The organism is Schlesneria sp. (assembly GCF_036405755.1).
In the GTDB taxonomy this organism is placed as follows: Bacteria; Planctomycetota; Planctomycetia; order Planctomycetales; family Planctomycetaceae; genus Schlesneria; species Schlesneria sphaerica.
The window spans coordinates 1-2,537 of sequence record NZ_DASWWZ010000408.1; the positions used below are offsets into that span (position 1 = coordinate 1).

Genomic DNA, 2,537 nt, shown 5'->3' on the forward strand with positions numbered 1-2,537 from the left:
ACGGATTGCCAGTTCGATCGACTCGATCTTGAATGCACTGGATGAAGAGTCGCTACAGCGACAAATGGAGTTCCTGGGCGAATTCCAGTATCGCATGGCCTACGCCCTTCTGGCACAGTTTCAGGCCATCGCTTCGGCTTCGAATCCCGAGCCCGTGACGGCAGACGATCTGCCGATCGAACTGAGGTCGCGATTTGTCAGTCCGCAGGGAAAATGGCTGTTGCAGATTTTTCCCAAGGATCAAATTTGGGATATGGAACCGCTGCAGCGATTCGTGCACGAAGTTCGGACAGTGGATGCCGACGCGACAGGAACGCCACTGCAGAATTACGAAGCAGCTCGTCAGATCAAGCGAAGCTATGAGATCTGTGCGTTGTATGCACTCGGTGTGATTCTCGTCACGCTGGTCATGGACTTTTCTACCCGAAATCAATTGTTCTGGACATTCTTCCCCCCTGCGGTGATGGCCCTCATCGCGGGAATTCTGATGGTGACGGGGCAGTTGCAGTACAACCCCGGCCTCCTTCTGGCGGTCTTTACTGTGATGACCCTGGTCCTCTCGCTCTTCCTGGGGCGGACGGCCGTCATGGATACGTTACTGGCGATGATTCCACCGATGGTGGGGTTGGGAATCAGTTGTGGTGTGCTGGTGATCCTCAACATTCCCCTCAATCCGGCGAACCTCATCATCCTGCCCCTCATTCTCGGAATCGGCGTGGATAATGGGGTGCACATCATGCATGACTTTCATTCGAAGCCGAATGAAGTGTACTGTCCGTCGCCGAGTACGATTAACGCCATCGTGATGACGTCCACCACGACGATGGTCGGTTTTGGAAGCATGATGATCTCGGCCCACCGCGGTCTGTACAGTCTGGGAGCCGTTCTGACGATCGGGGTCGGATCGTGCATGTTTGTCTCGCTGATTATGCTCCCTTCGATTCTGTGCCTGTTCTCACGTCATCGAGGCTTGTCGACGAAGGGGTCTCGTGGAGAAGGTGTGGTCGACACGGAGTTCGATCGGGATGCGGCCCCCGTCTCAGTCGAAAGCTCTGCAATAAACCGACTGAATCAGGCGGCCCGTGTGGCCTGATCCACGACAGAAGTGTTACTCCCGCACCTGATGCTGTCCGTGATGCTACCTGCTGAACGTCGCTGGACTCCTGAGTTTCACTGTGGCGAGTGAGTTTCACTGTGGCGAGGAAATCACATTGGGGGCCTGCTGACAGCGACCGACTGGAAATGGCCCTGCGGGTGTTCAGTCCTGTCTGGCAAAGCAATAGAGCCATTCCTGACGCTCCGTCCCCGTCCCGGTGGCGACTCGCAGGAAGATCTGGCCGCCACAGATTGCCGGGCTGGGGAACGAGTCTGTGCCGATCTGATTTTCAGCGACCAGTTCAAACTTGTCGGGGTTTGCACGGAAGACGTACATCGTGCCGAGTTCGTTCGCCCAATAGATGTGATCCCCCGCCAGCACGGGAGAAGCGCTGATCGGACCTTTCAGCCGCTCTTTCCACATCTCCTTGCCGTCAGACGCCCGCCAGCAATATAGAATGCCGTTGTCGGTCAGAGCGTAGAGATACCCTTTGTGGGCGAGCATCGATTGCTCGTAGCACTTCTGGTTGTTCTTCCAGACGACCTTGCCGCTGCCGTCCGCTTTCACGGCGATGGTCTCGGATTTCGGGTATCCGCCACTGGCGAACACGGTGTCTCCCTCCCAGACCATTGTTCCGCACGTTGCGGCGGTCGTCCCTTCGATTGACCACAGGGCCTTGCCATCGACGGGATCGTAGGAACTGACTTTGAGCGCTCCGCTGATCAGCAGTTGATCCTTGCCCGCGACATTGCCAATGACCGGGGACGAATACGACACCATTCGTGGTCGAGCGGCTCGCCAGCGTCGTTCGCCGGTCTTCCGGTCGAAGGCCGTGAGGAACGAAGCATCACCATCATATTCGGCTGCGACGATCACCGAGTCCTGATAAAGGATCGGTGAAGGGGCGTATCCGTATTCGTACATCTTCGGATAGAACGGGCCGACATCCTTCTTCCAGATCAACTGACCGTCGAAATCGAGAGCCAGTAACTCGATCTTGTCATGATGGTAGAACGTCGCGAACACCCGCTCGCCATCACTGGCGATGGTGGGTGTCGCTTCGGTGTTCTTCTCGTGATTTTTCTCGGGGAAACCGCCCTGGTTGACGTCTGTCTTCCAGAGCTGCTTCCCTGTTCTCCGATCAAACCCCAGGATCGAGTGCACTTGCTGTTTGTCGTCGGCCGTGGCGAGAAAAATGCGGGTCCCGACGACTGTGGGCGATGCATGTCCCCGGCCGGGTACGGGGACTTTCCAGGTCAGGTTCTGCGTTTCACTGAATGTTGTCGGAACCGGTGCGCTACGGGCGATCCCGTTCCGCTGTGGACCTCGCCACCAGGGCCAGTCATTCTCTGCCGAGAGCCGGGGAAAGTCGGCAATCCCTTTTTCCCCGGCGCTGGCCATCGACGCCAGCGCGATGCTCAGACAACAGAACAGGGCACAC

The 2,537-nt window shown here is 57.3% G+C and carries 1 protein-coding gene and 1 pseudogene; one reads left to right on the forward strand and one right to left on the reverse strand.

What is annotated here, in order from left to right; translation table 11 throughout:
* Positions 1-1,093 (forward strand): annotated as a pseudogene (locus VGE80_RS14035) (hypothetical protein); the annotation flags it as partial.
* 165 nt (positions 1,094-1,258) lie between these two features.
* On the opposite strand, the gene VGE80_RS14040 reads toward VGE80_RS14035, so the two are convergent.
* The coding region (locus VGE80_RS14040; RefSeq protein WP_440593103.1) for an outer membrane protein assembly factor BamB family protein at positions 1,259-2,537 on the reverse strand (1,279 nt) is incomplete at its 5' end.